The 23,840-nt window shown below is 58.6% G+C and carries 18 protein-coding genes; 14 read left to right on the top strand and 4 right to left on the bottom strand.

Annotation, left to right across the window (positions count from 1 at the left end):
* Positions 1-182 precede the first annotated feature (182 nt).
* Complete coding sequence (locus RYC18_RS09515) at positions 183-1,274, top strand: alpha/beta hydrolase (protein ID WP_044293864.1); 1,092 nt, start codon at positions 183-185, stop codon at positions 1,272-1,274.
* Positions 1,275-1,287: 13 nt separating this feature from the next.
* Here the strand turns inward: RYC18_RS09515 and RYC18_RS09510 are convergent, their stop codons facing one another.
* On the bottom strand, positions 1,288-2,001 hold the full coding sequence (locus RYC18_RS09510; RefSeq protein WP_054078644.1) for a FadR/GntR family transcriptional regulator: 714 nt from the start codon (positions 1,999-2,001) through the stop codon (positions 1,288-1,290).
* Positions 2,002-2,469: 468 nt separating this feature from the next.
* On the opposite strand from RYC18_RS09510, the gene RYC18_RS09505 reads away from it, so the two are divergent.
* From RYC18_RS09505 to RYC18_RS09485, 5 genes are all read left to right on the top strand, one after another.
* Positions 2,470-3,795, top strand: coding sequence for an MFS transporter (locus RYC18_RS09505; RefSeq protein WP_005745896.1), 1,326 nt, complete (start codon positions 2,470-2,472; stop codon positions 3,793-3,795).
* Between the two features lie 52 nt (positions 3,796-3,847).
* Complete coding sequence (gene gudD, locus RYC18_RS09500; RefSeq protein WP_044345239.1) at positions 3,848-5,200, top strand: glucarate dehydratase; 1,353 nt, start codon at positions 3,848-3,850, stop codon at positions 5,198-5,200.
* Positions 5,201-5,347: 147 nt separating this feature from the next.
* Positions 5,348-6,001 carry a DUF1345 domain-containing protein gene (locus RYC18_RS09495; RefSeq protein ID WP_004665647.1) on the top strand — a complete coding sequence of 218 codons (654 nt, stop codon included), beginning with the start codon at positions 5,348-5,350 and terminating at the stop codon, positions 5,999-6,001.
* Between the two features lie 40 nt (positions 6,002-6,041).
* A complete protein-coding gene (locus RYC18_RS09490) occupies positions 6,042-6,998 on the top strand; it encodes a D-2-hydroxyacid dehydrogenase family protein (protein ID WP_057405166.1) in 957 nt (318 codons plus the stop codon).
* 301 nt (positions 6,999-7,299) lie between these two features.
* Positions 7,300-8,550 (top strand): cellulase family glycosylhydrolase, encoded by a 1,251-nt coding sequence (locus RYC18_RS09485; RefSeq protein ID WP_057405165.1) that lies wholly within the window; start codon positions 7,300-7,302, stop codon positions 8,548-8,550.
* 97 nt (positions 8,551-8,647) lie between these two features.
* Here the strand turns inward: RYC18_RS09485 and RYC18_RS09480 are convergent, their stop codons facing one another.
* Positions 8,648-10,774 carry a TonB-dependent receptor gene (locus tag RYC18_RS09480; RefSeq protein ID WP_316885473.1) on the bottom strand — a complete coding sequence of 709 codons (2,127 nt, stop codon included), beginning with the start codon at positions 10,772-10,774 and terminating at the stop codon, positions 8,648-8,650.
* 192 nt (positions 10,775-10,966) lie between these two features.
* Here RYC18_RS09480 and pncA point away from each other — a divergent pair, with 192 nt between their 5' ends.
* The 8 genes from pncA (at position 10,967) to RYC18_RS09440 (ending at position 21,602) form a co-directional block, all read left to right on the top strand.
* Entirely contained in the window at positions 10,967-11,611 is a 645-nt protein-coding gene (gene pncA, locus RYC18_RS09475) for a bifunctional nicotinamidase/pyrazinamidase (RefSeq protein WP_316885471.1), read from the top strand.
* Positions 11,612-11,751: 140 nt separating this feature from the next.
* Complete coding sequence (locus RYC18_RS09470; RefSeq protein WP_002553942.1) at positions 11,752-12,690, top strand: formate/nitrite transporter family protein; 939 nt, start codon at positions 11,752-11,754, stop codon at positions 12,688-12,690.
* 86 nt (positions 12,691-12,776) lie between these two features.
* Positions 12,777-13,460, top strand: a complete 684-nt coding sequence (locus RYC18_RS09465) for a response regulator transcription factor (RefSeq protein ID WP_002553943.1) — start codon at positions 12,777-12,779, stop codon at positions 13,458-13,460.
* Complete coding sequence (locus RYC18_RS09460; RefSeq protein ID WP_016981055.1) at positions 13,438-14,835, top strand: sensor histidine kinase; 1,398 nt, start codon at positions 13,438-13,440, stop codon at positions 14,833-14,835. The genes RYC18_RS09465 and RYC18_RS09460 overlap by 23 nt, the downstream gene beginning before the upstream one ends.
* A gap of 431 nt (positions 14,836-15,266) precedes the next feature.
* Positions 15,267-16,193, top strand: a complete 927-nt coding sequence (locus tag RYC18_RS09455) for an alpha/beta fold hydrolase (RefSeq protein ID WP_005731927.1) — start codon at positions 15,267-15,269, stop codon at positions 16,191-16,193.
* Positions 16,194-16,291: 98 nt separating this feature from the next.
* Positions 16,292-17,479 carry an efflux RND transporter periplasmic adaptor subunit gene (locus RYC18_RS09450; protein ID WP_039847474.1) on the top strand — a complete coding sequence of 396 codons (1,188 nt, stop codon included), beginning with the start codon at positions 16,292-16,294 and terminating at the stop codon, positions 17,477-17,479.
* On the top strand, positions 17,476-18,567 hold the full coding sequence (locus tag RYC18_RS09445; protein ID WP_016981053.1) for an efflux RND transporter periplasmic adaptor subunit: 1,092 nt from the start codon (positions 17,476-17,478) through the stop codon (positions 18,565-18,567). The genes RYC18_RS09450 and RYC18_RS09445 overlap by 4 nt, the downstream gene beginning before the upstream one ends.
* A complete protein-coding gene (locus tag RYC18_RS09440) occupies positions 18,564-21,602 on the top strand; it encodes an efflux RND transporter permease subunit (protein ID WP_057405161.1) in 3,039 nt (1,012 codons plus the stop codon). The genes RYC18_RS09445 and RYC18_RS09440 overlap by 4 nt, the downstream gene beginning before the upstream one ends.
* Positions 21,603-21,606: 4 nt before the next feature.
* Here the strand turns inward: RYC18_RS09440 and RYC18_RS09435 are convergent, their stop codons facing one another.
* Positions 21,607-22,452 (bottom strand): amidohydrolase family protein, encoded by an 846-nt coding sequence (locus RYC18_RS09435; RefSeq protein WP_005780088.1) that lies wholly within the window; start codon positions 22,450-22,452, stop codon positions 21,607-21,609.
* Positions 22,453-22,503: 51 nt separating this feature from the next.
* Positions 22,504-23,790, bottom strand: coding sequence for an MFS transporter (locus RYC18_RS09430; RefSeq protein WP_057423816.1), 1,287 nt, complete (start codon positions 23,788-23,790; stop codon positions 22,504-22,506).
* Positions 23,791-23,840 lie beyond the last annotated feature (50 nt).

Raw genomic sequence — 23,840 nt, 5'->3', positions numbered from 1 at the left:
GATACATTTTGTTGAAGTTATAGAACGCCCGAGTGTGCCTGAAAGTGGTCACCGGCGCGACGTACATGGCAGAGTGCCCGCGTCGACCTTTTGAATTTCCACACACGTGCACAGGCCCCCTTTTGATCAAATCCCGACTCGCCAGTCTGCTGTCGCTATTGACCCTGCAAGCCTGCACCTCAATGGCGGAAAGCGAAGCACCGACGCAGCGTTTTGAAGACTACCGTCAGCAAACCATTGAACTGATCCGCAAGCACCGCAACTTCCAGACCGCCGACCATGAGGCCGAACTGGGCTGGAACGCGCCGCGCCAATGGACCCCGACTGGAACGCCTAAAGGCGGCGTTCTGCTGGTGCACGGGCTGGGTGACTCAGCGTGGTCCTTCAATGATGTGGCACAGAAACTCGCCGCTCAGGGCTATCTGGTCAGGACTGTGCTGCTGCCGGGGCATGGCACCAGGCCCGAAGACATGCTTGATGTGCGTCTGGAGCAGTGGCAGCAGGTGGTGCGAGAGCAAACGCAACAGCTGAGCCGCGAGGTGCCGAAAGTCTATCTGGGGGGCTTTTCAACCGGGGCCAATCTGGTGCTCGATTACGCCTATGACCACGAAGAAATTGCCGGGCTGGTGTTGTTCTCGCCGGCATTTCGTTCCAACAGCGGCTATGCCTGGCTGACCCCATGGATCGGCTGGGCCAGGCCGTGGCTTGCCGCCCCCAACGACGGCCTGCGCCCGATGCAGACGCCGGTTCGTTACATGAACATGCCCACCAACGGTTTCGCCCAGTTCTATCGCAGCAGCGCGCTGGCTCAGGACCGCCTGCATCAACGTCGCTATGACAAGCCGGTGTTCATCGCCATCGCCGAGCACGACTCGGTACTCGACACTGATTACGTGCTGGACAATTTCAGCCAGCGCTTCAGTAACCCCGCCAGTCGCCTGATCTGGTACGGCGACCTGCCCGCCCGCGCTGCCAATACGCCGCGCGTCGAGGTGCGCAAGGACTACCTGCCGGAATACCGCATCAGCCGCTTTTCCCACATGGGCCTGCTTTTTTCAGCGGATAACCCGCTTTATGGCGTATCCGGTAGCCAGCGCATCTGCTGGAACGGCCAGAGCACACCGGACACCGCGAAATGCATGGCGGGCGAGCCGGTGTGGTATTCGGACTGGGGCTATACCGAACCGGGCAAGATCCACGCACGCCTGACCTTCAACCCGTATTTCGAGTGGCAAACCCAAGTGATGCTCGGCGTGCTGAATGCAACACAGTAAAACTCAAAGGCTCTTACGCCAGCGGCACCAGTCGCTCACGGCTGTTGCTCAGGTGCGTCCACATCGCCGCACGCGCTGCATCCGGGTCCTTGCGGCGAATGGCGCTGAGCAGTGCTTCGTGTTCCAGGTTGGCCAGATAGCCTTGATGCGCGAGGTTATTGCCCGCCCTCTCGCTTGACGCAATGCGGCTACGCGGAATGATCGCGCTGCCCAAGTGCTGCATGATTTCCATGAAATACGGGTTGCCAGTGGCTTCGGCGATGAGCATGTGAAAGCGTTTGTCGGCCTCCACACAACTGTCGTCATTGGCCAGCAGGTCCTGATAATCGTCCAGTGCCTGACGCATGGCCGCCAGTTGCTCATCGGTGCGACGCACAGCGGCCAGCGCGACGGCCTGGGTTTCCAGGCCAATACGCAGTTCGATGATATCGCGCACCCGTGAAACGGTTTCAACCTTCAGACGCAGGCCGGTCTGGTCACTGCGCTCCAGCACAAACGTACCGATACCGTGGTGGGTCACCACCAGCCCTGACGCCTGCAACTTGGAAATGGCCTCGCGCACGACAGTGCGACTGACGCCGTGCTCACGAACGATCTGGTTTTCGGAAGGCAGCTTCTGACCGGGTGCGATTTTGCCCAGCAAAATACGCTGGCTCAGTTCGGTGACCAGATCGGTGGCCAGGCTGTGCTGACGACGTTTGGGCGCTGCGCTGACAGGCTCTTGCATGGCGAATGAATCCTGACTTGTCTGGTCGGGCTGCCGTATCACGGTCATAACAGCGCGAATGTTAGGTTGAGTGCGCAAAAAGGCCGGTGGAATCGGCCTGCGCGGTTGTCTTACTTGTATTACAAGCTATCTGTCACTGTCAAAGCTCTTGATTTACCTCGAAGCGTTTTTTCAACAGCACAGCTTGAAAGAAACGGCTCGTGAATAGGTCATACCCGACTCATTAAAAAGGCTAATACCCAGCAATCAATGGGTAAAAATATTAAATTAACATCGTCATACTGACGCGCCCTGCGCACGTACCTGCATCCAGAAAAACTTTCCCAATCGTCCAAATCATCAGCATCAGGGGATTGCACAAGCCTTTTTTACTTGTATGATGACCGACAATGCGAAGGACACACTTCGCACATACCCGCATAAAAACAACGAGTGGGAGATTCAACTGTGAGCACATCCAATTCCAGGATGGCCGACGGCACTGATTCGGTTCTGAGTTCAGCCGTATCGAAGGTCAAACGTCACGTCCTGCCGCTTTTCGTCATCATGTTTATCGTCAACTACATCGACCGGGTGAACATCGGCTTTGTGCGTTCGCACATGGAGCATGACCTGGGTATCGGTGCTGCAGCCTATGGCCTGGGTGCCGGACTGTTCTTCATCGGTTATGCCCTCTTCGAAGTCCCTTCCAACATTCTGCTGCAGAAAGTCGGCGCACGTATCTGGTTGACGCGGATCATGCTCACCTGGGGCATCGTTGCTGCCTGCATGGCCTTCATCCAGAACGAAACCCACTTCTACATCCTGCGCTTTCTGCTGGGCGTGGCCGAGGCAGGCTTCTTTCCAGGCGTGATCTACTACTTCACCCGCTGGTTGCCCGGGGTTGAGCGCGGCAAGGCAATTGCCATTTTCCTCAGCGGCTCGGCCATCGCTTCGCTGATTTCCGGACCACTGTCAGGCCTGCTGTTGCAGATCACCGGTTTCGGAATGAAAGGCTGGCAGTGGATGTATTTCATCGAAGGCATGTTCTCGGTGGGCCTGTGCTTCTTCGTCTGGTTCTGGCTGGACTCCAAACCGCACGACGCCAAATGGCTGACCCGCGAAGAACAGGACGCGTTGGTCAGCGCCATCGATGCCGAACAGGCTGCCCGCGAAGCGGCGACGCCAGTCAAAGCTTCCATCGGCAAGTTGCTCAAGGACAGCCAGATCATTCTGTTCTGCCTGATCTACTTCTTCATTCAGTTGACCATCTACGCAGCGACCTTCTGGCTACCGAGCATCATCCGCAAAATGGGCAGCCTGACTGACTTTGAAGTCGGCATGTTCAACTCCATTCCATGGCTGCTGTCGATTATCGGCATGTACGCTTTCGCCACGCTGTCCGCCAAGTGGAAGCGCCAGCAGGCGTGGGTAGCGATTGCGCTGCTGATTGCCGCTGCCGGGATGTTCATGTCCACCACTGGCAGCCCGATCTTCGCCTTCGTTGCCATCTGCTTTGCAGCACTGGGTTTCAAGTCGGCTTCGTCGCTGTTCTGGCCCATCCCGCAAGCGTATCTGGATGCACGTATCGCCGCAGCGGTCATTGCGTTGATCAACTCGGTGGGCAACCTGGGTGGCTTCGTGGCGCCGACCACTTTCGGCTTGCTGGAAGAGCACACCGGCTCCATCCAGGGCGGGCTGTATGGCCTGACGGTCACATCGATCATTGCCGCAATCATCGTCTTCGCTGCGCGCAATACGCCCAAGCCAGGCGCGACGCCGGTAGCCGCCATCCATACCCCGGCCACGCATTGATGCAGGTTCGAAGCGACGCCATTACAGGCCATATTTTTTTACGGGATCAGCTATGAACATTCAACAAGCCAACATCACCAGCAAGGCCCCTGTCATTACCGAGATGCAAGTAGTGCCAGTGGCTGGCCATGACGACATGCTGCTCAACCTCAGCGGCGCGCATGGCCCTTACTTCACCCGCAATATCGTGATACTCAAGGACAATGCCGGGCATGTCGGCGTCGGCGAAGTGCCGGGTGGCGAGTTGATCCGCCAGACGCTGGAAGACGCACGCTCGCTGGTGGTCGGCAGCAGCATCGGCACTTACCAGAAGATCCTCAATGAGGCACGCAAAGCCTTCGCCGATCGCGATTCGGGCGGCCGCGGCCTGCAGACCTTCGACCTGCGCATTGCCATTCACGCTGTCACCGCGCTGGAAGCCGCCCTGCTCGACCTGCTTGGTCAGCACCTGGACGTACCGGTTGCTGCATTGCTGGGCGAAGGTCAGCAACGTGATCAGGTCGAGATGCTCGGCTACCTGTTTTATGTCGGCGACCAGCGCAAAACCGACCTGGCCTACCGCAGCGAGCCCGACGCCGATAATGACTGGTTCCGCATTCGTCATGAAGAAGCGCTGACTCCGCAGGCGGTGGTCCGTCTGGCTGAAGCTGCGCACCAGCGTTACGGCTTTCAGGACTTCAAGCTCAAGGGCGGCGTACTGAGCGGTGACGCAGAGATCGAAGCTGTCACGGCGCTGGCTGAGCGTTTTCCCGATGCGCGTATTACCCTTGACCCCAACGGAGCCTGGTCGCTCAAGGAAGCCATCCGCCTGTGCCGCGATCAGCATCACGTGCTGGCGTATGCCGAAGACCCGTGCGGCGCGGAAAACGGTTATTCCGGTCGCGAAGTCATGGCCGAGTTCCGGCGCGCTACCGGGCTGAAGACTGCCACCAACATGATCGCCACCGACTGGCGGGAAATGGGCCATGCCATTCAATTGCAATCGGTGGACATTCCACTGGCTGATCCGCACTTCTGGACCATGCAGGGCTCGGTACGTGTGGCGCAGATGTGCAACGAGTGGGGTCTGACCTGGGGCTCGCATTCCAACAACCATTTCGATATTTCTCTGGCGATGTTCACCCACGTTGCCGCTGCGGCGCCGGGCAACATCACGGCGATTGATACCCACTGGATCTGGCAGGACGGCCAGCGCCTGACCAAGGCCCCGTTGCAGATTATCGGCGGCAAGGTCGATGTGCCCAAGCAGGCGGGGCTGGGCGTCGAGCTGGACATGGACCAACTGGCCAAGGCTCACGAACTCTACAAAGGCATGGGCCTGGGCGCACGCAATGACGCAGTGGCCATGCAGTTTCTGATCCCGGACTGGAAATTCAACAACAAGCAGCCTTGCCTGGTGCGTTGAGCCAGCTTAAAAAACCACTCGCCGCCTGCTGACAATCTGGCTGGCACACGGCGCGCAACCCCCTTGCGCGCCGTTTTTTTCAAATCCGGCTTGGCATGCAAAATGGGCATGCTACTGTCTCGTAATCTCCTGTAACGACTAGACCGCATGCGCCATCTTGCCCGCACCCGCCCTCGCCTGACGCTCGCAGCTCTGGTTGGCCTCACCGCCGGCATTGCCTGGGCCTGGCTGATCCCCCACGCAACACTCACGCAGAGCCTGCTGACCGGCTGGGACACAGGGGTATGGCTGTATCTGATCCTTATTTTCGTTCGGACACTGCGCAGCAATGCCGACGATGTCCGCCGAGTCGCGATGATGGAAGACGAAAACGCGGGCGTCATTCTGGTAACGGTCTGCGTGGCGGCACTGGCGAGTCTGGCGGCCATTATCTTCGAAGTCGCGAGCAGCAAGGGCCTGTCCAGCGACGCCAAAATGCTCCATCACGCCTTCACCGGACTGACCGTCATAGGTTCGTGGCTGATGATCGGGGTGATCTTCAGCCTGCATTACGCACGCATGTTCTATACCTGGAAAGGCAAGGAGCCCGCGCTGGCGTTTGTCGGCGGAGAAAAGCACCCTGACTACTGGGACTTTCTGTACTTTTCGTTCACCCTCAGCGTTGCGGTACAGACCTCCGATGTCGGCGTCGCGACCCGCGAAATGCGCAAGGTTGTGCTTGGTCAGTCGTTGATCTGCTTTGTGTTCAACACCGCGATTCTGGGCTTTTCGATTAATATCGCTGCCAGCCTGTTCAATTAGTGCTCGGTTTCATACAAACCCGTCAAGAGGCCTTCAGACAATGACCCCGTTGAAAATCGCAGTGCTCGATGATTGGCAAAACATAGCCAGCGATGTGGTGGACTGGTCGGTGCTCGACTCAGTGGGCGACATCAGCTTTCTGCACGACTTCCCGGCCGACACCGCAACCATGGCGCAACGCCTGCAAGGCTTCGACATCATTTGCCTGATGCGTGAGCGAACCCTGTTCGATGAGGCACTGCTCAGCCAACTGCCTGCGCTCAAATTGCTGGTCACAGGCGGCATGCGCAATGCGGCGATTGATATCCCTGCGGCCAAGCGGCACGGCATTGTGGTGTGCGGAACAGAAAGCTATAAACACGCGGCACCGGAACTGACCTGGGCGCTGATCATGGGCATCACCCGCAATCTGGTGGCCGAGGCCAACTCTTTGCGCGCGGGCAACTGGCAGGTCGGGCTGGGCAGCGACCTGCACGGCAAGACCCTGGGCATTCTCGGGCTGGGCAGTATCGGCAAATGGATTGCCCGCTACGGTCAGGCGTTCGGCATGCAGGTCATTGCCTGGAGCCAGAATCTGACACCCGAAGCGGCTGCCGAATCGGGCGTCACGTACGTCAGCAAACAGCAACTGTTCGAACAGGCGGACGTGCTCTCGGTGCACCTGGTACTCGGCGACCGTAGCCGTGGCCTGGTGGACGCGGAGGCACTGGGCTGGATGAAACCGAGCGCCTACCTGATCAACTCGTCACGCGGCCCGATCATCGATCAGACTGCGCTGCTTGAAACACTGCAACAGCGCAACATCGCAGGCGCCGCACTCGACGTGTTCGACATCGAACCGCTGCCGGCCGATCACCCGTTCCGCACGCTGGACAACGTGTTGGCAACACCGCATATCGGGTACGTCACCGAAAACAACTACCGGACCTTTTATGGGCAGATGATCAAAGACATTCAGGCCTGGCATGCGGGCTCGCCGATTCGGCTGCTTGGCTGACACGTTGTACGCCGTCAAAACGGTAATCTGTCGGCTCAGTCACTCAGACTTTTTGTTGCTCTAAAAACCCTGTTTATGCGACCCTGCTCCGCTAACAGATAACGCTCAAAACAGGATTATGCCAGGACGCCATATTCCAAGGAAGAACAGAAAAAGAAAAACGTTAATAAAAGCGTCATCTTAAGTTTCCCTCCCCGTTATATGAATACTGCAATCCACTAAGTTATAGCTGGCCTGGCGACTTATTCTCCTGTTTCGCAGGGCGCAGCCACTTGTCGCACGGAGCCTACAGAGACATTCGATGAATATTCGCTCAGACAGGTCATATGACCCCCTCATGGCCGCCAGGGAAAAGCCTGTAATGGCCGGTAGAACCACGCGTGCTGTGGGCGCTGGCGCTACTGAAGCGAATCCGGATACGCAGGCGAAGCTCGACACCTACACCGCCTCTGACAGCCGCTCCGCCGAGGCACCGGAAGCTTTTCCGGTCTACACGAGAACCATGCTCAGTCGAAATGCTCGGTCACTGGAGAGCGAAGCATCCCCGTCGGATAGGGCATTGCTTGCCAGTCAACAGACGCTTGCCACTCAGGGCGATACCAAGGCTCTGCGCGACGAAGTGGCCGCTGTCAAAGACAACGCAACCCCTTCCGCGCCAGAAACGAAAGTCACAGACAAAGACAAGGTCGCCTCTGCAGAGCCTGTCAAAATCGCCGAGAAAGTCTCGCGCGGGGGAGCCAACGCCAATCCTGATGACATCGCCACACCTGCTGCTGCCACGAAGATGATTCAGGACCTGAAAACGATTGGAGGCGGGACCTTACGCTTCCAGATGACGCATGATCAGATCAAGGACGCCAGGCAGATGGATAAGCTCAGGGCATTGCTTAGCGAAGGAGACAAACAGGGTGTGAAAGTTCAGTTCACCTTTCGCGACAATGCGAACCAGGGTGGCGGAAACGTGCTGACCGGAGAAAAGTTGAAGCAGGCCTCGGCCGACATCAGTAATGTGGTCAAAAAGTTTGGCAGTCGTACCAGTTTCGTACTGGACACTTTCAATCAGGGCGGCAAAAGCGCCAGTCAGGACTGGGCTGACATGCAGACCACATTAATTAAAGCCGCGCGCAATTCCGGCTATAAAGGAACTATTGTTGTCGAGGACAGCAACTGGGGAGGTGGCCTGACTGCTGGCCCGCAAAGCGGCCTGGTCAAGTTTGCCGATCAATTAAAGGCCGCCAATGGCGAAGACAACCCTGCCCTGATTGGCAGTTTTCATGTGTACGCCAGGGAAAGCGAAGCCTCTTCCCGGCTCGGAAAACAGATCAAGGCACTGCGAGAGGCTGGTTATAAATTCCAGATTGGCGAAGTGGGTAACGCCAAATTTCTGGTAGGAAACACGTTCCAGCAAAAGGACGAAGCCACCAAAGCCTTGCAGGATAATATGACCGCTCTCAAAGCAGCCGGAGCGGACATTCTACCTGGCAAGGACCAGTTCCAGGATGGCAAACTTCGCCGCCGTGCCGGCTTTTCAAAGTCAGATCAGTTCTTATGATTCAATACGGCGCGTGATCAGGGTCCGGTATCCATGACACACGCTGCTGAACCTGACCCTCAAAGGGTCAGGCTTTGCATCTCAGGTACTTGCACCATCACAACGTATAAGCAATCCCCACCTGCACCGTCCGCGGCGCCCCCGGATACGCATAGACGTTGCCAAACGCACCTTCCTCATACTCGGTATCGAAGACGTTCTTCAGGTCCAGGTTGAGCTTCACGTGCTGGTTGACCTTGTAGTACGCCAGCAGGTCGAACACGGTGTAGCTGTCCATCGAAAAGGCGACATTGGCGGTGCGCCCGGCGCGCTGGTCGACATAACGACCGCCGCCGCCCAGACCCAGGCCGCGCAAGGTCCCCTCCTGAAACTCGTAGACGTTGAGCAGGCTGAAGGTCTGCTCAGGGATGTTCATCAACCGTGTGCCGGAGCGCAGGGTGTTGTCCTTGGTCACTTCGGCGTCGACGTAAGCGTAGCTGCCCATCATCCGCCACTCGGGCGTCAGGTTGCCGACCACGTTGAGATCCAGGCCACGGCTGCGCACTTCGCCTGCCGCTACACTGAATGTGGAATCAACCGGGTCGGTGGTCAGCACGTTACGCTTCTCGATCTGGTAGATCGCCGCATCAACACTCAACTGGCCTTCCAGCGCTTCCCACTTGGTGCCGATTTCGTAAGACTTGCCCTCTTCCGGCTTGAAGCCGCCACCCAGCCGGCTCGCGCCGCTGTTGGGTTTGAATGAACGTGCGGTATTGGCGTAGACAGCGATGGTGTCGGTCAGGTCGTAGCTCAGGCCCACACGCGGTGTGACGGCATTATCGCTGGCGGTCCAACTGCTGGTGCCGGGCAGGAAGGAATCGTAGTCATGTTCAAAACGCTCCAGACGCACGCCGCCCAATAGCTTCAGACGCTCGGTCAGCGCCACCTGATCCTGCACAAAGGCAGCCCAGGTCTTGAGGTTTTCCTTGTCGTGGGTCGTGGTCCGGGTAAGTGCTGGCCGGGCCTGACCATAGACAGGGTTGAAGATGTCTATCGGGTAGGCACCGACGGCGCCGCTGGAACGCTGGATGATCGACTTGTAGTCATAATCCTCATACTCGACCCCGGTCAGCAGCGTGTGGTCGAAACCACCGACGGAAAAGTGCCCGGTCAGGTTCAACTGCACATCGCGATCTGTCCATTCCAGCTTGCGATAGTTGAAGTTGCGCCCGAGGGTGCGACCATCTGCCGCCAGGCCGTTGGCCTCGATGGCATTGCCTTGCAGGGAACCGTCGAGAAGCTGGACGCCGCCACCCAGCTTCCAGTCGGCATTGAGGTCATGTTCGAAGCGCAACTGAGCCATGTTGTTGTCGTTATGCAGCTTGCCCACGCTCTTCTCGCCGAAGAACGTATCGCGCGAGGCGGTACTCGTCTGGTTGGCATAACGCGTCAGGCCACGATCCAGCGGTGCATTGTTGCGCATGAAGTCGCCTTCGAAGGTAATGCGCGTGGCGTCATTGACCTCCCAGCTCAAAACCGGAGCCACGCCATAGCGTTCGGTCTCGACGTGATCACGAAAGGTATCGCCGCCTTCGCCCACGACGTTGAGGCGATAGGCGAAACGCCCTTCGTCATCGAGCGGACCGGACGCGTCCAGCGTGCCGCGCTTCATGCCCTGATCATTGAGCTGGCTGCCCAGCGTGACCTTGCGCTCGGCCAGCGGCTGCTTGGAGACCACGTTGAAGGTGCCGCCCGGATCGCCCCGGCCGTACAGCGTAGTGGCCGGACCGCGCAACACTTCAAGGCGCTCGATGGTGTTGGCATCCGGCATGTTCGGATAGCCGCGATTGATCGGGAAGCCGTTGCGATAGAACTCGCCGGTGGTAAAACCGCGCACCGTGAATGTAGTCAGCCCTTGACCGCCGAAGTTGTTGGCCCGCCCGACGCCACCCGCGTAGTCCAGAGCGTCCTGCAATCGTGTGGAACCGATGTCTTCTACCGCGTCGCGGGTCACAACGCTGACGGACTGTGGCGTTTCATGCAGCGAGGTATCGGTGCGCGTGGCGCTGGCGGAGCGTGTGGCCCGATAGCCTTCGACCGGCCCTTGCGCCGTTTCGGCATTGGCAGCGCCCTGGATGTCGATATTCTGCAACTCTACGGAAGGTTGCCCGGCAGTAATCTGGTCAGCCCAGGCGGCTTGAGAGATCGCTTGAATGACGCAAAGTGAAACGAGAGTACGACGCATCGACGTGCAGCCCTTGGCAAGAAACCAGGCCTCTTGGGACCCGGCAGGATTTTTCGCGAATAGTACAGATTCGTATTAACACCTGATACAAATTCGCAAAAATATCTTTTGCCCATGCTGCGCATCACACTTCGCAACCGTGGGGACAAACAGGCAAACTGGCGCTCATCGCACCTGACAAGAGAACCGACAATGCCTCTTTCCAACAAGCCCGCCGACCCGCGCTGTGCTTTGCTGGTGATCGACATGCAGTACGACTTCATGCCCGGCGGACAACTGGCGGTGGCTGACGGCGACGCGTTGCTGCCGTTGATCAATCGTCTGGGCGCGCGCTTTGCCCGAGTGATCATCACGCAGGACTGGCATCCTGCCGGGCATATTTCGTTTGCTTCAAGCCACGCTCAGCGCCTGCCGTTCGAGAGCATCACCCTGCCCTACGGCCCGCAAACCCTGTGGCCGGACCATTGCGTGCAAGGCAGCCACGGTGCGCAGTTGCACGCTGATCTTGACCTGCCTCACGCACAACTGATCCTGCGCAAGGGCTGCAATACGCATATCGACAGCTATTCGGCATTTCTGGAGGCAGACCGCACGACCAGCACAGGACTGGCCGGGTATCTGAAAGAGCGCGGCATCGACACGGTATTCGTGGTCGGTCTGGCGCTGGATTTCTGCGTCGCCTGGTCTGCTCAGGATGCACGCAGTGCCGGTTTCAATACGTATGTCATCGAAGATGGCTGTCGCGCCATCGACATGAACGGCTCGCTGGAGAATGCCTGGAAGACCCTCCTGAGCATGGGTGTAGAACGCGTGCAAAGCTCAGATCTGCTGGGCTAGACGGGCGCACCCTGCAACCGGCGCAAACAATCGTTGATACGTCCCGCTGTTAGCGAACGACCGCGCGCGGCGCCTGTCTGAACCATCGGACCGGCAATGCCCGTGCCGGTCCCTTTCATCACTGGCGCTGAGGATGTTGTATGGATCACGAAGTAGACGGCAAGACCCCCGGCCTGTCAGCCGAGGAAGAGCGCGAGATTGATGAGAACCAGCCGCCCCGCGCGGCGGTGCTGCACGAAACCATCCGTATTCAGGGCGATCACGAACTGGAGCGCAGTGTTGCCGCCCTGTGGTGGTCGGCGCTCGCGGCCGGGCTGACGATGGGCCTGTCGTTGATGGCGATGGGGCTGTTCAAGTCGCGGCTGGAAGGCATACCCGGCAGTCACGTCATCAGCAGCCTTGGCTATTCGGCCGGGTTTCTCGCGGTCATCCTGGCGCGCCAGCAATTGTTCACTGAAAACACTATTACCGCCGTGCTGCCGGTCATGAGCAAGTTGAACCTGGCCAACATCGGTCGATTGTTTCGGCTCTGGGGCGTGGTATTGGCGGGCAACCTCGCAGGAACGCTGCTGGTGGCGTATGTCATGCTCAATCTGCCGATTTTCGACACCAGTACAGACAAGGCATTTCTGGAGATTGGCCACAAGGTCATGGAAAACGACGTCAGTCAGATGTTTTCCAAGGGCATCGTGTCCGGCTGGATGATCGCAACTATGGTCTGGATGATTGCATCCATGGAAAATGCCAAGATCGCCATCATCATTCTGATCACTTACCTGATGGCGCTCGGGGACTTCACGCACATTGTCGTGGGCTCGGCCGAAGTGTCCTATCTGGTATTTGCCGGAGAGCTGGGCTGGAAGGATTTCTGGTTTACCTTTGCCGGTCCTACATTGGCAGGCAATATCATTGGTGGCAGCTTTATCTTTGCCTTGATCAGCCATGCACAGATCCGCAGCGAAAAAGACACGACCGCCAAACTGGAACGCGATCGTCAGGACAAGGCAGAAAAAAGCCGCCGGGAAAAGCAGCAGCAAACGCTCAAGGACGCGGATATCAGCATGCAGAATGACATATGATCCCTATCATTAAACTTTCTTTCAGGAAGCGCAGTGGCTTTTAAAGGCAGAATGAGTTTTTGAACGCACTTATTCAGGCAGGGACCATGACCCGAATTCTGGCAATCGAAGATGATGCCATCACAGCAAAGGAAATCGTGACCGAACTCAGCAACCACGGACTGGAAGTGGACTGGGTGGACAACGGCCGTGACGGTCTTGCACGTGCAGTGAGCGGCGACTATGACTTGATTACTCTGGACCGCATGCTTCCGGAGATGGATGGTCTGACCATCGTCACCCATCTGCGCGCCCAGGGTATCGCCACGCCAATCCTGATGATCAGCGCTCTTTCCGACGTGGACGAGCGGGTGCGCGGGCTGCGTGCAGGTGGGGATGATTATCTGCCCAAACCGTTTGCTTCCGACGAAATGGCGGCGCGTGTCGAAGTGCTCCTGCGCCGCAGTAACCCGGTCAGCGCGGGCAAGACAGTGCTACAGGTCGCTGATCTGGAACTGAACCTGATCAGCCGCGAAGCCTGCCGTGGCGGTGAGCCGCTGACCCTGCTGCCCACCGAGTTCAAGCTGCTGGAATTCCTGATGCGTAACAGCGGCCAGATCATCACCCGCATGATGATTTTCCAGGAAGTCTGGGGCTATCACTTTGATCCGGGCACCAACCTGATCGACGTGCACATTGGCCGTCTGCGCAAGAAGATAGACCAACCTGGCACCGCACAGCTGATCCAGACCGTGCGAGGTTCAGGTTATGTTATTGCCGAACCCGTCTAAGGGCTGGCGATCTTCAACAAGCCGATTACTGGCGCTATACAGTTCCCTGTTTGTCGCCTGGAGCGTGATGCTGCTGGGCGTCCTCTACTGGGAGGTCAACTCCTACCTGGACAACCTCGCCCGCCAGTCACTCACTCACCGCCAGCAGCTGTTTTCGCGCTTTGAAGGCCAGGCCCTGGTTGATGCTCTGGCCACCAGCATGACCTTCGATACGCGCGCAGTGGACGCCTATGGCCTGTTCGACCGAAACTTTCGTCCCGTGGCAGGCCCCATCACCCGTGTGCCGAAAAATCTGCCCATCGACGGCCAGATCCATGTACTGAGCGACTGCATCGAATCGGATGACCCGGGCCTGCCGCAAGGCAGCTGTGATGCGATAGTCAACCGAACGTCCGACGGGCGCTGGCTGGTACTGGTGCGCGAGAATGGCTCGTTGCTTGCCGTCAGCACTCTGATCCTGCATGCCTTGCTGTGGGGCATCTCTCTGACCATTATTCCCGGGGTCGCCGGCTGGCATTTGCTGCGCCGCCGCCCGTTGCGCCGCATACGCGCCATTCAGGCCAGCGCCGAATCAATCATCGCCGGCGACATGGCTGGCCGACTGCCGGTCTCGAACAGACGTGATGAGCTGGACATGCTGGCGGTGATCGTCAACGCCATGCTCGACCGTATCGAAAAGCTCATGAACGAGGTCAAGGGCGTCTGCGACAATATCGCCCATGACCTGCGCACGCCACTGACCCGACTGCGCGCCCAGCTTTATCGCATTCAGCAGCAATCAGCACACGATTCGCCCCATTCCACCCAGATTGCCCAGGTCATCAGTGAAGCAGACACGCTGATGGCGCGTTTCCGCGGGCTGCTGCGCATTTCGGAACTGGAAGACCGCCAGCGACGTTCGGCGTTCGTTGAGCTGGAGCTGCAACCACTGCTGCAGGAACTGCATGATTTCTACCTGCCACTGGCCGAAGAAGACCAGATCACCCTGCTGCTGGACCTGCACGACACATTACCCACGCTGGTAGGCGACCGAGCGCTGCTGTTTGAAGCGCTGACCAACCTGCTGGGAAATGCAATCAAGTTCACCCCTTCCGGCGGGATTGTAAAAATCAGCGCCTACCCCTCCAGCGACGGCATCACGCCGTGCATTGAAGTACAGGACTCTGGGCCCGGCATCCCCGTCGCCGAGCGCGCAGCCGTCTTCCAGCGCTTCTATCGCAGCGAAACCGGCACTGAACAGAGCGGCTTCGGGCTCGGTCTCTCCGTAGTCGCCGCTATCGTCAATCTGCATGGTTTTACGCTGCAAATAGGCATCAGCGAATACGGCGGCGCAAGCTTGTTGCTGGAATGTCGCACCGTAAACACTCTGGCCTGAGATTCAATCACGCCCCCCTGCGCAAAACACTACGTGCCTGCTTTTTGACGAGCTTGAAGCGTCTGGGTCAGTGGTTCCAGAGGTTTCGATAGTTATCTGGCGCAGCCTGCCAAGCGCTAATTTGTAACAATATGTTTCAAAAAATACTGTAGCTTGACCGTTTCAGCGCTCACAAGTTCCACTCAATAAATGCGCTTTTCTGGCTTTATATGACGGTTTTCCCCGAATAAATCACCCCATCGAGCAGATGGCGGTTCTTCGCCTTCCAAGCAAAATGTGAACGAATAGACATTTTTATGACGTCAGCGTCTTGTCGCTTCGCTGGCACTGCGCTATCTATAACCGGGCAAACAAGGTTCCTGCTGCACCGTTTGGCTGCACCCAAAATAATAACTCACCGGATTTCGCCACTAACAAGGCGAGGCTTTGACATGGCTGCCAAAGCAGAGAACGCTGTACTAATTAGTTGGATCAACATCGGCTGGGAGGCTGTTATGGGCGCACAATCAAAGATTTTAAGCGTAGGTCAGTATAAGGTTTACACCGAGACTTACTGGAAAGGCAGCGAGGCCAAGACCATCTTGCTGGTCAACGGTGCGTTATCGACCACCGGCTCTTTCGGGCAAACCGTCAAGTACCTGCAACCGCACTACAACCTCGTGCTATTCGACCTGCCGTTTTCGGGGCAGTCCCGAGCCCACAACCCGGACGACATGATTGTCAGCAAGGAAGATGAAGTAAACATCCTGCTGCAGTTGATCGACCTTTATCAGGTGAACCACCTGCTGTCGGTATCCTGGGGCGGTGTATCGGCCCTGCTGGCCCTTTCCGAGTGCCCGCCATCCGTGGAAAAGGCGATCATCAGCTCGTTCTCGCCGGTCCTCAACGAGGCCATGCTCGATTACATCGATAACGCCCAGATCTATCTGGCCGCCCGCGAGAAGCGCAAGATCGGCTCACTGCTCAATGACACCGTGGGCAAGTACCTGCCGCGCCTGTTCAAACTTTATAACTACAAGCACCTGATCAGCCTTGCCGAACACGAATATCGCCAGATCGACTTTCACATCAGCCAGATTCGCAAACTAAGCGCCACTAACTACGTCGAGCGTTTTTCCTCGATCAAGATTCCGGTGCTGTTCATCAACGGTGAAAAAGATGAGTACACCACCGTTGAAGATGCGCGGATGTTTTCCAACTACATCGCCAAAAGCAGTTTCAACGTCGTTCCGGACACCGGGCACTTTCTGGATCTGGAGAGCAAGGCGGCGTGGCACCACTCGCAACGCACCGCACTGACTTTCCTGGGCACCGAAGCCACTCAACAGGTGTGGCCAAGCGTCACCGCGATGGCCTGAAATACGCTCGCCTGCGCCCGGGAAGCCGTGCAGCTTTTCCGGCGTGACGCAGTGGTTCACCGGTGTTGGTTTCTTTGATCGGGCAGTGCTATTCGTTGATGACTTTTCCCTTTGCAACGCGCTTGCGTTGGTACTGCCGTGCTACCGGAAATGTCCGGCTATCGCACCTTATACCTGTTCAGCCCGGCCTGGTGCTGGGGTTCATTTCACTGCTCTCGCTCAGCGCTTGTTCCGCAGGGAAACCTGCAGAAAAGGCGCTGGTGCGAGTCGAGGTACAGCCAGTTGCCTTGGTGGACGTCTCAAGCAGTGTGACGCTGACAGGCGATATCCAGGCGCGCAAAGTAACCGAGCAAGCGTTTCGCGTGTCGGGCAAGCTGATCAAACGCTACGTGGATGTCGGGAACCGCGTGCGTGCCGGGCAAGTGCTTGCCAGGCTGGACCCGCAAGAACAGAAGAACGAGCTGGCGTCGGCCAATGCCGAAGTGGCCATGCGACAGTCGCGCTTATACCTCGCCGAACAAAATTACCTGCGTCAGCAGTTACTGCTGCCCAAGGGCTATACCAACCTCAGTGAATACCAGAAGGCACGCTCCGGCCTTGAGAGTGCGCGAGCTGAATTGGCAGCGCTGCAAGCTCAACAGGCCAATGCACGTGATCAAGTCGGTTACACCGAACTGCTCGCAGTAGCAGATGGCGTCATCACTGCACGGCATGCCGAAGAAGGTCAGGTGGTCCAGGCCGCCGCACCGGTGTTCAGTGTCGCTCACGATGGCGAACGCGAGGCCGTATTTTCCGTGTATGAATCGCTGCTGCGCTCCGATCAGACAGGCGCTACGGTGATCATTAGCCCTATCGCTGAACAGGGCCTTCAGTTGACCGGCATCATCAGGGAAATCATGCCCATCGTTTCCGCCGCTAACGGCACATTGCGAGTGCGCGTTGCGCTGCCGGACGTCGCCGTTGCACCTGCACTCGGCTCAGTGGTCAGCGCCCGCCTGCGGGTTCGATCACAACGGGCGTACGCTCTGCCCTGGTCAGCGCTGAGCCGCTCCAAGGGTCAACCGGCAGTCTGGCAGGTGGACGCTCAGGCAAGGGTCAAGCTGACGCGGGTCAACGTGCTGCGCTATGAACAGGGCCAGGTGATCGTTTCCGAGGGGCTGTCCGAGGGGGATAGGGTGGTTTCCCGAGGGCTGCAGTTTCTCTACCCGGGGCAACGGGTCGAGGTCGCCGAGCGAGTGCCAGTCGAGGTGGCCGTCTCGTTGGCGTCATCGGCACCAGGGCAATGAGCAGCACACCTGCAGAACCACGACCGACACATGCTTGCTGGCTGCTCTGTTTGCTGATCATGACGCTGCCGGGCTGCCGCGACAAACCGCTTCGCGAAGCGGTCGAGCGGCCCGTGCTGTTCACCGAAATTGCCGATCAGCGCAGCGCCTCTTATGCACGCTTCGCCGGAGTCATCCAGCCGCAATACGAGGTGGCACTGGGTTTTCGTGTGGCCGGACGACTGGCAACCCGGCACGCAGAGGTCGGTGACCGAGTGCGCAAAGGCGATCTGCTCGCCACGCTGGAGCCAGGCGATCAGCAACATCGTTTGCGTGCCCGCCAGGCAGAACTCGGCAGAGCCCGGTCTGCCTGGCAGCAGGCGCGCGATGAGCAAACGCGTTACCAGCAACTCTACGAGCGCGGTATCGGCTCGCGGGCGCGTCTGGACCAGTTGAACAGTGAAGTGCGCACTCAGGACGCACTTCGCAGTCAGGCCAGCATTGCGCTGCAACAAGCTACTGACCATGTGTCCTACACGCGCCTGTCAGCCGAATTCGACGGCCTGATCACCGAATGGCAAGCCGAAGTCGGTCAGGTCATCGCGACCGGTCAGGCAGTGGTCAGCCTTGCGCGTCCGGAAAGCCGCGAAGCGGTGGTCGATTTGCCGCTGGGGGCACTGGATGACAATCAGCGCATCAGGGTGATTTTGCAACTCGATGAGCAAGTCTCAGTGGCCGCAAAAGTCCGCCAGCTTGCACCGCAAATCAACGCCGAAACCCGCACTCAACGTGTCCGTCTGGCCTTGCAGCACATGCCCGACAGCTTTCGTCCGGGCTCGACGGTCACGGTCGAAATCAGCGGCGACGCACCGCCGTTTCACGAGCTGCCCGGTAGCGCCGTTGTGGAGCGCGACGGCCTGTCTCAGGTATGGGTCATCGACCCATCGACCTCGACACTCGTTGCGCGCACGGTGCAGGTACTGACGCGCACGGGCTCGAAGGTACGGATCAGCGGCGAGCTGCACGAGGGCGAAAAAGTGGTGACTGCCGGCGTTAACGGCATGCAGTCCGGACAGAAAATACGCATGCAGCGAGAGGTCAGTTTGTGAGGGAGCGTTTCAATCTGTCGGCCTGGGGGCTCAGGCATCGCACGCTGGTCTGGTACATGATGTTCGTTTCACTGCTGATGGGCAGTTGGTCGTTTCTGAATCTGGGCCGCGAGGAAGACCCTTCCTTTGCCATCAAGACCATGGTCATTCAGGCGCGTTGGCCGGGTGCTACGTTGCCCGACACCTTGCAACAGGTCACCGACCGGCTGGAGAAGAAGCTCGAAGAAATCGACGCGCTGGATTACGTGAAAAGCTACACGCTGGCCGGCGAATCGACGCTTTTTGTCTTCCTCAAAAGCGAGACCCGTAGCGCCGACATCCCGGCAGCGTGGTATCAGGTACGCAAGAAGATCAGCGATGTACGCAGCGAATTGCCCAGCGGCATTCAGGGCCCTGCATTCAACGACGAGTTTGGTGATGTGTTCGGCAGTATTTATGCGTTCACCGCTGACGGCCTGTCGTTCCGCCAGTTGCGCGATTACGTCGAACAGGTGCGCGCCGATATCCGCAGCGTGCCCAACCTGGGCAAGATCGAGCTGCTCGGTGCCCAGCGCGAAGTCATTTATCTGAATTTTTCGATCCGCAAGCTCGCGGCGTTGGGCATCGATCAGCGCCAGGTGCTGCAAAGCCTGCAAGCGCAAAACTCGGTAACGCCCGCCGGGGTGATTGAGTCAGGCCCGGAACGCATTGCGGTACGCGCCAGCGGTCAATTCAGCAGTGAAGAGGACCTTGAGGCCGTCAATCTGCGCTTCGGCGAGCGGTTCTTTCGCCTCAGCGATCTGGCGACTATCGAACGCCGCTACGCTGACCCGCCCTCCTCGCTGTTCCGTTTCAACGGCCAACCGGCCATCGGGCTTGCGGTGGCCATGAAGCAAGGCGGCAACATTCAGGCATTCGGTACGCAGTTGCAGCAGCGCATCGACCAGCTGACCACCGAGCTACCGTTGGGCATCGACGTGCATCTGGTGTCCAGCCAGGCCGACGTGGTTGAAAAAGCCATCGGCGGCTTCACCCATGCACTCTTTGAAGCAATCCTGATTGTGTTGGTCGTGAGCTTCATCAGCCTCGGCATTCGCGCAGGTCTGGTGGTGGCCTGTTCGATCCCACTGGTGCTCGCGCTGGTCTTTGTGTTCATGGAGTACAGCGGCATCACCATGCAGCGCATCTCGCTGGGTGCGCTGATCATCGCCTTGGGGCTGTTGGTGGACGACGCAATGATTACCGTCGAAATGATGGTGACCCGCCTGGAAAGCGGCGATTCGTTGCCACAGGCCGCGACCTTCGCCTATACCTCGACGGCCTTCCCGATGCTGACCGGCACGCTGGTGACGGTTGCCGGTTTCGTGCCCATCGGCCTGAATTCCAGTTCAGCGGGCGAATACGTGTTCACCATGTTCGCAGTCATCGCAGTGGCGCTGTTGCTGTCCTGGCTGGTGGCGGTGCTGTTTGCGCCACTGATTGGCGTGCACATTCTCAAGGCGTCGGCGCCGCATGCCGCGCCGGGGCGCTGGATGCGCGGTTTCAGCGGCCTGCTGGTCAAAACCCTGGAGCACCGCTGGTGGGTGATCGGCATCACGTTACTGATGTTCATCGGCTCACTGTTTGCCACCAGAATGCTGCAGAACCAGTTCTTTCCGGACTCCGACCGCCCAGAAATTCTGGTGGATATCTATATGCCGCAAAACGGCTCCATCGAAGGCACACGCCAGACCATGGATCGCTTTGAGGCCACGCTCAAGAACGATCCCGATGTGCTGCGCTGGAGTTCCTATGTAGGCAAAGGAGCGGTGCGTTTCTACCTGCCACTGGACCAGCAACTGAGCAATCCCTTTTATGGGCAACTGGTGATCGTCAGCCAGGGCGGCGCAGCGCGTGATCGCCTGATCGAGCGTCTGCGCCAGCGCTTTCGTGACGATTATGTCGGGGTGGGCGGCTACGTCCAGCCACTGAACATGGGGCCGCCAGTGGGCTGGCCGGTGCAATACCGGGTCAGCGGCCCGGACATCGAACAAGTGCGCAGCCAGGCGATGGCACTGGCGGCCATCCTCGACGCCAACCCAAACATCGGCCAGGTCATCTATGACTGGAACGAGCCGGGCAAAGTGCTGAAGATTGATATCGCGCAGGACAAGGTGCGTCAATTCGGCCTGTCTTCGGAAGACGTGGCGCAAATCCTCAACAGTATGGTCAGCGGAACGACCATCACTCAGGTGCGCGACAGTACCTACCTGATCGACATGGTCGCGCGCGCAGAAAACGATGAGCGCAACTCGGTACAAAGCCTCGGCAACCTGCAGATCCCGACACCCAACGGTGCGAGCGTGCCGCTGCTGGCGTTCGCCACGCTCAGCTACGAGCAGGAACAGCCGCTGGTCTGGCGTCGCGACCGGCTGGCGACCATCACCCTTAAAGCCAGCGTGCTCGGAAAACTGCAACCGGCCGCGCTGGTCAGGCAATTGAAACCGGAAGTCGACGCCTTCAGCGCCAGCCTGCCACTACGCTATTCGCTGGCTACTGGTGGTGCGGTCGAGGCCAGCGCCCGCTCGCAAGGGCCCATATTGAAGGTCGTGCCACTGATGTTGCTGCTGGTGGTGAGCTTTTTGATGATCCAGCTGCACAGTGTCAAAAAACTTCTGCTAGTGGTCAGCGTGGTGCCGCTCGGCCTGATTGGCGTGGTCGCAGCGTTATTGATATCCGGCTATCCGCTGGGCTTCGTCGCGATTCTTGGCGTGCTGGCGCTGATCGGCATCATTATTCGCAATTCGGTGATTCTGGTCACACAGATCGACGAGTTCATCGCTGCCGGTGAGAGTGCCTGGACATCGGTGGTCAAGGCCACCGAACATCGCTGCCGGCCGATTCTGCTGACCGCAGCAGCCGCAAGCCTGGGCATGATCCCGATTGCCCGCGAGGTGTTCTGGGGCCCGATGGCGATCGCCATGATCGGCGGTATCGCCATCGCCACCTTGCTGACGTTGTTTTTTCTGCCTGCGCTGTATGTGGTGAGCTACAGGATCAGGCCGCCTGCGGCTTAGCGGGTCAGATTTCGATTGGCAGAAAATCGAACAGCGCCTGAGGAGCCTCGACCAGCAACATGTTTTTGAGCGGTTCCGGGCACTCAAGCGCCCGGAACTGCTCGACCACACTGGCGTAACTGACCTCTTGCTCATGCTGGGTGTGTGGCCAGTCGCTGCCCCATACCAACCGGCGCGGACCAAAGCTTTGCAGCAGCAGAGGCAATGCAGCGTGGGCAAACGCCGCATTTTGCTCGGCAGTGCCGTCCAGTCGATAAATTGCCGAGACTTTCATCCACAGCTGCCCGCTCAGGCCCAATTCCAGCAATGCCTGGAACGCCGGGTCATCAATACCAAGGCGCGCATCGGGTCGACCAAAATGGTCGATCACAATCTTGCAACCGAATGGCAGCAACTGCCGGATCAGCCCCGGCAAGTCCGCAACCTCACGGTGCAGTTCAACATGCCAACCAAGGGTCCAGACGTTCTTGAACAACGACTTCCATTCAGGTGCGGTGAAGTCAGGCAATGCCCTGCCGATGAGGTTCAGGCGAATACCGACAATGCCCAGCCCCGCCATACGCTGCAAGGCACCACGGCTGATATCGGTATCAACCACCGCCACACCGCGCAACCGATCAGGGGCCTGCGCCAGAGCGTCGAACAGAAATCGGTTATCGGTGCCCAGAAAACTGGGCTGCACCAGCACGCCATGACTCAAACCATGTTCGTGCAGGTGGGCCAGATACGCTTGCACAGTGGCATCGTAGTCCGGGCTGTAACGTCGTCCTGACGTCAGACTCAAATCCTTGCTGAAGACATGAGCATGGGCATCAATGCCCAGGATTGGCGTGGTACAGGGGTCGGTCATGAGTTCATCTGTAGTCAACGCAGTGCCGTAACACCGCGGGTGAAAGGATATTCAAGCCTGCTGCGCTGCGCCCTTATCCAGCGGGTCGGCAGCAATCAGCGTGGCATCAAGATTGCGTCCACGGGTTTCCGGCAGGCAGAAAGCAGCCACCATCGCCACGCCATAGGCAATACCGGCATCGATGCCGATGGCAGTGCCCAGCGACATCGATTCGCTCATATGGCCCACCAGAAACGGGAACACCGCCGACAATACGCGCCCGAAGTTGTAGCAGAAGCCAACCCCTGCCCCACGTACGTCTGCCGGGTACAACTCGTTGAAAAACGAACCCAGGCTGGCCGGAATGCCAGCGGCGAAGAACCCCAGTGGAAAGCCAAGAAACAGCATTTGCGTGTTGCTCAACGGCAGCATCAGATAGCACTGCACCGTGACCACGCAGCACAGCGCGAACAGCATGATGTTCTTGCGTCGGCCAATGCGGTCGATCAACAGACCGCTGCATACGCAACCGCACCAGAATGCAACGATAATGACCGCCAGATAGCCGCCGGAGCTCAGCACTGACAGGTTACGTTCGGTCTTCAGAAAGGTGGGCAGCCACGTCATGACCGCGTGATAACCGCCGTGCGCACCAAGGCCCAGCAAGCCGCCAAGCAAAGTGACGCGCAATAATTCGGGGCGAAAGATTCCGGCCATCGACTTGAAGAAATTACCCTTCGGCGCAGCGTTTTTCTGCATGCGCTGGAAGCTGTCCGGCTCCTCGACGTTGCGGCGCACCCAGATAATCATCAGTGCCGGCAGCAGGCCGACGAAAAACATTACCCGCCAGGCAATATCCTCCGGCACAAACGAATAGATCAGGGTAAACAACACCACCGCCAGCCCCCAGCCGACAGCCCAGGCGCTTTGCACCGTTGCCATCACCTTGCCGCGGTAGCGCGACTGGATCGTCTCGGCCATCAACACCGCGCCCGCCGCCCACTCACCGCCGATGCCAAAGCCCTGCAGCGCTTTGATGATCAATAACTGATTGAAGCCGGTCACGAAGGCAGACAGAAAGGTGAAGAAGGAAAACCACAGGATCATCCATTGCAACGTGCGAACCCGGCCATAGCGATCCGACAACGTTCCGCCGACCCAGCCACCCAGTGCCGACGTCACCAACGTCACGGCGCTGATCAGCCCTGCGTCGCCTTTGGTCAGGGCAAAGGCGGCAATCAAGGCCGGAATGGCCAGACCGAACATCTGCACTTCCAGAGCGTCCAGCGACCAGCCGCCGAAACAGGCCCAGAAGGTCTTGCGCTCCTTGGGAGTGACTTCGCGATACCAGTTGAACATGGCTTCCTATCCTTATGAGCGTTGAATGAGTCGGGGTGATTGCAGTGCGA

The organism is Pseudomonas syringae group sp. 247E2, from assembly GCF_032587795.1.
GTDB classification, from domain to species: domain Bacteria; phylum Pseudomonadota; class Gammaproteobacteria; order Pseudomonadales; family Pseudomonadaceae; genus Aquipseudomonas; species Aquipseudomonas amygdali.
Note: the sequence above shows the minus strand (reverse complement) of the source record. Positions and strands in the feature narration are given on the sequence as shown.